Below are 7,878 nucleotides of genomic sequence, written 5' to 3'. Positions count from 1 at the left end.
CACGGCCGGCCCGGTGGCGACCGAGCCGTCCCGGGCGCCCGGCCCCGCGGGCGTCGTCCAGTCGATCTCCAGGGTGATGTCCCCGGCGCTGACCCGTACCCGGCTCACTGGGCGCCCCCCGCCGGCTCCGGCCTCCAGGGCCTCGCGGCGCAGGACCGCGATCACTTCGCCGAGGCCGCTCTCCCCGGCCCGCTGGCCGGGCCCGGTGGCCGGGGTGGTGTGACTGCCGTTCGCGGTCGTCATGGTCATGAGTGCCTCACGTCGTCGAGATCGGCGGTGGAGCGCTGCCCTGTCGGCGGGCGCGCCGCAGGAAGGGCGGGCACGGTGGGCGAGGTGGGCACGGCGGCGCCTGGGGTCGGAGCCGGAGCCGGGACCTGCGCCGGCGCTGAGGCCGGGGCCGGGGCGCCGAAGCGGCGGAAGCGAGCCCGGCGGCCGGAGACGAGAGTCGGCGGGTCCAACGGAACGAGGTCCGCGAGGGTGCCGGCCAGGGCGGCGCGCAGGGCGTCCGCCGCGGCGAGCGGGTCGACGTCGGCGCCGCCATCGGGCTCGGGGATGACGCCGTCGACGATGCCGGCCTCCAGCAGGGCGCGGGCGTCGACCCTCAGTGCCGCCGCGGCGTCCGGTCCGGCGGCCGGGTCCTTCCACAGGATGGCGGCGCAGCCCTCGGGGCTGATCACCGAGTAGATCGCGTTCGCGCACATCAGCACCCGGTCCGCCACGGCCAGTGCGAGCGCGCCGCCGCTGCCGCCCTCACCGGTCACCACCGCGACGACGGGCACCGGCAGGCCGGCCATCAGCCGCAGGTTCTCGGCGATGGCGACGGCCTGGGCGTTCTCCTCGGCCTCGATGCCGGGATGCGCGCCGGCGGTGTCGATCAGCGTGATGACCGGCAGGCCCAGCTTCGCCGCCAGCCGCATCACCCGGGCGGCCTTGCGGTACCCGGCGGGTGAGGGCATGCCGTAGGCCCGCGCCGCGAGCTCGGCGGCGGTATGGCCCTTCTGCGTCCCGGTGACGACGACGGGCATCCCGTCGAAGCGGCCCAGGCCGGCGACCATGGCCGGGCAGTCGGCGGCGGCGCGGTCGCCGTGCAGCTCGGTCCAGTCCTCGACCAGCGCACCGACGTAGTCCAGCGCGCTGGGCCGGCCGAGCCGGCGGGCGAGGCGCACCGCCTCCCACGGGTGGCGCTCGGCGAGCCGGGCGGGGTCCCGGACGACGCCCGCCGAGACGTGCCCGCCGGCTTCCCCATCCGGGCTCGCCGCGGCCGAGGCCGCGGCTGTTGCCGGCGCCGGCGCCGTCGCCTGGCGGCGGGTGGCGACGGACAGCAGCCGCCCGAGCGTCGGGCGCAGCGCTGCCCGGGGGCTGATCAGGTCCACGACACCGTGCTCGAGCAGGAACTCGGCGGTCTGGAACCCGGGCGGAAGGGTCTGGCGGATGGTCTGCTCGATCACCCGGGCGCCGGCGAAGCCGAGGCGGGCACCCGGCTCGGCGATGATGACGTCGGTCAGCGTCGCGAAGGACGCCGCGACACCGCCGAACGTCGGGTCGGTGACCAGCGAGACGGTGAGGATGCCGGCCTCGTCGAGCTGACCGATGGCCTGGGCTGTCTTGGCCATCTGCATCAGGGAGAGCGCGCCCTCCTGCATCCGGGCGCCGCCCGAGGCGGTCACCAGCAGCAGCGGGGTGCGTTCCCGCAGGGCGATCTCGCACGCCCCGGTGATCGCCTCGCCGACGGCGGCGCCGAGGCTTCCGCCGAGGAAGCGGAAGTCCATCACGGCGGTGACGACGGGGCAGCCCTCGATCGTGCCGCGGGCGACCAGCACCCCCTCGGACATTCCGGTCGCGGCACGGGCGCCGCGCAGCCGGTCGGTGTAGGGACGGGTGTCGATGAAGTGCAGCGGGTCCGCCGCGGTGACCGGGGTGTCGAGGAGCTCGACGGAATCCGCGTCCAGCAGCAGGTCGATTCGCTGCGCGGCGGTCAGGCGCGCGTGCCAGCCGCATTCGGGGCAGACGCTCCCGCCGCGGGCGAACCGCCGGCCGTAGATCATCCGCCGGCAGCCGTCGCAGACGAGCCACACGGAGGTGCCGTCGTCCCCCTCGGGACGGTGCTGGTGCTGCAGTACCGGTGCGGTCATGGCCGTCGTTCCTGTTCTGGTCGGTGGGGGAGCGGCCGGTAGGTGGTGGCCGCGGCGGGCAGCCGGACGCCGGCCTGGGCGAGCGCCGCGACCCGGCTGGTGAACGCGGCCCCGCGCATCAGCTCGGTGGCGATCGCGGCGGCGTGCCGGTTCTCCAGCGGTTCCAGGACGCTGCCGCGTACCCAGGTGTTGAAGGCGCCCATCGCCGGGCCGCACCAGACCTGGTAGTCGGCGACCCGGTCGGCCGCGCCGCCGATGCTCCAGCCGGAGGACAGGCCGAGATACCAGCGGAACACCAGTGCCATCCGCCGCTTCGGGCTCTCCCGCGCCCGCTCGATCTGCTCGGGGTCGCGGGTGGAGAAGTAGGTGACCGTGTCGGCCCAGACGTCGTCGAGCGGCCGGCGGAAGATCCGCCTCTCCAGCGCGGCGCGTTCCTCGGCGGGGATGTCGTCCAGCCCGTCGTACCGGTGGTACAGGTCGTACAGCCGGCGCGCCTTCGACGCGAACATGGTGCCGCGGCTGAGAACCTGCACCTCGGCGCCGATCTCGAACATGTCGGCGGACGGAGCCTGCGCGCAGTCGGTCACCGACGCCTGGGCGAGCAGCGCCTTGGTCGCCGGCGACTGCGCCGCCTCGACGGAGGACTGGTTGACCGAGCCGGTCACGACGTAGTCCGCGCCGAGGGCGAACGCGGCGGCGACGGCCCGGGGGTGCCGAGCCCACCGGCCGCACCCACCCGTACGGACCACCCGCCACCTGAGCCCCCCGGGCCACCCGGCACGTCCCGAAGGGCGTCGCGCAGGGCCAGCAGCTCGGGCAGCAGGACGGCCAGCGGGCGGCGGTCGGTGTGACCGCCGGAGTCGGCCTCCGCGGTGATGTCGTCGGCGAGCGGCACCGCCGCGGCGAGCGCGGCCTGCTCGGCGCTGACCAGCCCCTGCTCGACCAGCGGACGGACCAGCGCCTCCGGAGCCGGCCGCAGGAACAGCTCGGCCACCTCGGTGCGGGACACCTTCGCCACGACCCGGTTCGCCGCGACGACCCGCCCGTCCGGGCCGCGGTGCAGGCCGGCGAGCCGGTAGCGCACCACCTGCGGGGTCAGGTCCAGGAACGCCGACGCCTCGATGCAGCGCACCTGATGGCGCAGGCACGCGTCGATGACCTCCCGCTCCATCGCGGCCTCGGTCGGGCTGTGGATCAGATTGCAGGCGAAGGGACGTCCGCCGGTCCGCCGCCGCAGGTCGGCGAGCGCCTCCTCGACCCGGGCGGCGACCACCCCGGCCGCGCCGAACGAGGCGAGGTAGCCCGCCTGGGCCAGGTTCACCACCAGATCGGTGGAGGCGATGCCGTTCGCCATCGACCCGGCCATGTAGGCCTGGTCGACCCCGTGGTCGCGGCGGAAGGCGGGGGAGCCGAGGCGCCGCGGCGGCAGCGGGCCCGCGGCGGCCAGCACCTGCCCGGCCGCCGCCGCGGCCTGCTCGTCGCCGGTGAGGGCGATCCCGGCCGCGTCGCGCACGACGTAGACGGGCCGTTCCAGGTCGGCGAGCACCCGGTGGACGTCCGCCGGGGTCCGGGCGAGCGGTGTGGCCCGCCCGGGCGGTGCGAGTCGTGCGGGCGGGGCCGCGGCGGCTGGTGGCGTGGTGACCAGGGGCGGGCTCACCATGACGGGGCTCCCTCGTCGCGCAGCTCGATCGCGATGTCGGTCAGCTGGTAGATCCGCATCGTCGGCTTCCACAGGCTCGCGTCGGCGGTGACGCGGACCCGGCCGGGCCGGCGGCTGACATCCGAGATGTGAACCTCCAGGGTGAACGTCCCGTCGGACGGGAGAAGCTGGCCCCGGTACTTCCAGTGCATGGTCAGGCCGACCGGCAGGACGAACCCGGGCCGGGCCATCCCGTCCGCGTGGCCCGCGTCGACGGACCACTCCTGCATGGCCTGGATGACCGCCTCGACCCCGAGCGATCCGGGGATCACCGGGTCGAGGTGGAAGTGCCGGGCGAAGAACCAGTCGGCCGGGTCGATCGGGCGGACCGCCCGCAGGTAGCCGCGCCCGTGCCGGCCCCCGCCGTCGACGACCTGCACGTCGTCGAGCAGCGCGAGCTGGCCGCGGGCACACAGCGGCGCCGCCGGGTCCGCGCGGCGGGCGGCGACGTCGATCGTGCGGACCGCCGGGGGCTCACCGCCCCGCTCGACGACCTCGTCGAGCCAGGTCGGCACGAGCCGCCCGCCGTCCAGGCCGGTCTGGCGGGCCAGCGCCGGCGCGTTGAAGTAGCCGAACATCGACTCGCCCGTGTAGAACGGCTCGCCGTCGACGGCCATCGAGTAGGAGAAGTCCTGCAGCGCCGTGCCGGGCATCGGGTTCGTCGACATCAGCGTCGAGTGCTGGCGGATGGTCGCGTCGCGCAGCTCCACCTCGCGCAGCACCGTCGCGCTCCCGCCGAGGTTGCGCAGGCTGTAGTCCTCCTCCGGCTCGGCCAGGGTCGCGCCCAGGTAGTAGCCGAGCAGCAGCGCCGACTGCAGCGACGTCTCCATGTAGACGCAGTTGGGCATCGAGGCGTTCGCGGTGTCGGCGTAGTACCAGCAGTCCGCCGCCGCGTCGTACTCGGTGATGTGGGTGGCGCCGCCGCGCAGGTCGCCGCGGCGGGAGTCCGACGCCATGATCCGGTCGACGAGCCGCAGCCCGCCCCCGGGCAGCCGGGTGGCCCGCCGCCCCCGGTAGGCGCCGAACTCCGGTCCCAGCCCGATGCCCTGGTCCCCCCGGGCGCAGTGCGCCATGTGGAACTCGCTGAGCAGTGCCCGCTCCCCGGCGGCGTTGCGCCGGCCGAGGAAGGCCGTGACGGCGCCGCCGTGGTCGGGCCCGATCGGCGTGCCCGGGCGCTCCCGGACGGTCACGGCCACGTCGCGGATCTCGGCGACGACCCGTCCACCGGCCTGGACCAGCACCCGGGCGGCCAGCCAGGGCCGTGGCAGCAGGTCGATCGTGTCGACGTCGAGCACGACCTCCCCGCCGGTGCCGTCCCACCGCGGCGCGCCGTCGGCGCCGGTGCCGGTGCCGGTGCCGGCACCGGCGCCGACGAGCGTCACGGTGGGCGCGGGATGTGCCGGGCCGGTGCGCGGGCGGCCGTCCGGGTCCTCCGCGGGCGCCGCGGGGACGAAGCGTGCGTCCGCCAGGCACAGGTGCAGGCCGACATACAGCGCGAAGACCCGCAGTGCCTGCCCGGCCGCGGTCAGCAGATCGGCGGTGAGCGTGTCGGTGCCGCTCGCGGCGTCCAGTGGCAGCAGGCCGGCGCGCAGGGAGCCGGCCGCGCTGGCACCACCATGTGTGCGCAGCCCCGCCACCCAGGCCAGCAGCGGCCGGGTGCCCGGGTCCACGAGCGTGAGGTCGGGGCTGACGCCCTCCTGGTCGTAGGCGGGCCCGAAGACGCCCGCGATCTCGCCGCGGCCGAGCGCGGCCAGGTCCGCGGCGGTGAGCTCACGGCGCTCCGTGCGCGCCAGCGCCTTGAAGGACGCCTCCGTGACCGGGTCGGTCTCCGAGCCCGGACCGGTGGGTGCTGGCGCGACCTCCGCCGGCCCGGTCTCAGGAACGGCCGCCGCCGTGACCGCAGCCGTGATCGCCGGTGCGAGGGTCGGTGCGGCCGCCGTGATCGCCGGTGTCGCCGCCGTGGCGATCGCCGGTGTGACGGTGGTCGCGGGGCGGCTGGTGACGGTGACGGTGCCGGTGGGCGCCGGGCCGGCGAGGGTGAGCCGGCTCAGCGCGAGCTGCGCCGTCAGCGCGGAGTCGTGCGCCGCCGCGACGACGGCGCCAGCCTCGCGGATGAGCCCGGCGATCCGCGTTGTGGCGAGATCACCCGCCCCGGTGAGCGCGGTCCCGGCGGGCAGCGGTCGCTCCACCGCCGCCACCGTGGTCGCCACGGGGGGCACCAGAGCGAGCGCCCCCGTGGGTGCCACGGTGGTCGCCGTGGTCCCTGTGGTCGCTGTGGTCGCTGTGGTCGCTGTGACCGCCGTGGGCGTGGCCGGGGCGGTGAGCCGGAGCGCGTCGAAGGGCTCGCCCTCGAAGCCGAGCTCGTCGTCGAACGCGGCGGCCGGCAGCGCCCCGGGGCCGAAGCCCGGCACGGACATGCGGGGCGCCTCCTCGGCGATCGTCATGACGTCCCCTCCTGCGCCCAGCGCGCGGCACCCTCGGCGAACTTCGCCGCCATGTCCGGGGTGGCGACCATCGCCACGTCGTGCAGGCGGACGAGGATCCGTCCGTCCCGGCCGACGGCGGTCACCCGGTTGAGCAGGCCGGTGTCGCGGACCCGGGTCTCGTCGACCACCACGGCGAACGGCTCGTCCGCGGGCAGCGGTGCCCGGTAGTCGATCCGCCCGACGGCCAGCGGCAGGCAGGCCTGGCCGGTCACCCAGCGCCCGAGCACCGACGGGCCGTGCAGCAGCAGGTCGGCCAGCGCGGGATCGTGCAGCGTGGCGGCGAACGCGCCGTGCGCGACCGGGGCCGCCGGCAGCCGGCACTCGATGACCAGGTTGCGGTCACCGCGCTCCAGGACCCGGGTGATCCCCCGCAGCAGCGGCCCGTGGAACAGGGTGCCGCCGGTGTAGATCTCCAGGCCGTCCTGCGCGCCGGGCCCCGACCACAGCGCCTCCAGCCGCGACCAGTCCTCCACCTGCGTCGGCGCCGGTGGCCGCGCGGCGAGGACCAGCGTCGCCGCGTACCGGGAGACGCCGATCGGCAGCGCGCCGGGGCTGCGCACGCTCGCCTTCACGACGAGCCGCTCACCCGCACCGGCCGGCCCGCCGGCGCTCGGGTCGGGCTCGGCTGCCGCGGCGTGCACCCGCAGGGTCAGCTCACCCGTCCCGTCGAACACCACACCCTTGTGGACGTCGAAGTCGCGGACCTCCACGACCGCGAGCCCCGGGTGGGCGCGCTCGACGACGCCCGCGAGCCAGCCGATCGCGAAGGTCGCCGGCAGGACGGGGAACCCGCCGACCTGGTGGTGCCTGATGACCGGGTGCTCGGCGATCTCGCCGAGGTCGCGGCGGGCCACCAGGGCCGGTGCGGGCCGCACCCCGCCCGCGCCGGTCAGCGCCTCGGCTGACCCGACCAGCAGGCGGACGTCGGCGGTGCCCGGCGGCTCGAACTGGTCGGCGAACACCTCGGCGCCCTGCGCCCGGTCGATCAGCGCGACACCGCGGGAGCGGAACAGTTCGCGCAGGTCGGCGTCGACCATGCCGCCGTCCCAGGCGCCCCAGTCGATCGCGGTGATGTGCCGGCCGGGCGCCGCCTGCTTCCAGCCGGCGGCGAGCCGGCCGAGGGCCTCGTTCGCCGCCGCGTAGTCGGCCTGACCCGGGTTGCCCATCAGGCCCGCCACAGAGGTGAACAGCACCAGATGCCCCAGCGGCGAGGCCGCGCCGGAACGGGATGCCTCGGGTGAGTCGAGGGCGCCGAGCGCGTCGAGGACGTTGCGCAGCCCGGTCAGCTTCGGGGTCAGGACCCGGCGGACGGCGTCGGGGGTCTTGGCCTCCAACGTGCTGTCGGCGAGTGCCCCGGCACCGTGAACGAGGGCGTTGGCCACGTCCCGGTAGGGAGCCAGCGCGGCCCGTACCGCCGCCCGGTCGGCGATGTCGACGCTCAGGTAGACCGCGGTGGCGCCGGTCGCGGCCAGCGCCGCGAGGGTGTCGCGGATCTCGCGGCGGGCCAGCACGTCGCGGCGCGCCGCCTCGGCCTGCCGGGGCGTCGGGCGTGGGCCGTCGG

At 76.2% G+C, this 7,878-nt stretch carries 3 protein-coding genes and 2 pseudogenes; all 5 read right to left on the bottom strand.

The features are described from left to right. Positions 1 to 249: pseudogene (locus FREUN1FDRAFT_RS36935) on the bottom strand (acetyl-CoA carboxylase biotin carboxyl carrier protein subunit); the annotation flags it as partial. Then, positions 246 to 2,132, bottom strand: a complete 1,887-nt coding sequence (gene accD / locus FREUN1FDRAFT_RS36930; RefSeq protein WP_006545530.1) for an acetyl-CoA carboxylase, carboxyltransferase subunit beta — start codon at positions 2,130 to 2,132, stop codon at positions 246 to 248. The pseudogene FREUN1FDRAFT_RS36935 and the gene accD, both read right to left, overlap by 4 nt. Further along, positions 2,129 to 3,792 (bottom strand): annotated as a pseudogene (locus FREUN1FDRAFT_RS36925) (PfaD family polyunsaturated fatty acid/polyketide biosynthesis protein). Before FREUN1FDRAFT_RS36925 ends, accD begins: the two are co-directional and overlap by 4 nt. Next, positions 3,786 to 6,275 (bottom strand): beta-ketoacyl synthase, encoded by a 2,490-nt coding sequence (locus FREUN1FDRAFT_RS36920; RefSeq protein WP_006545527.1) that lies wholly within the window; start codon positions 6,273 to 6,275, stop codon positions 3,786 to 3,788. Before FREUN1FDRAFT_RS36920 ends, FREUN1FDRAFT_RS36925 begins: the two are co-directional and overlap by 7 nt. Further along, the coding region (locus FREUN1FDRAFT_RS36915) for an SDR family NAD(P)-dependent oxidoreductase (protein WP_006545526.1) at positions 6,272 to 7,878 on the bottom strand (1,607 nt) is incomplete at its 5' end. The genes FREUN1FDRAFT_RS36920 and FREUN1FDRAFT_RS36915, both read right to left, overlap by 4 nt.

Origin of the sequence: Parafrankia sp. EUN1f (genome assembly GCF_000177675.1) — a bacterium.
Classification (GTDB): Bacteria; Actinomycetota; Actinomycetes; order Frankiales; family Frankiaceae; genus Parafrankia.
This window is presented reverse-complemented; position numbering and strand designations above follow the sequence as displayed.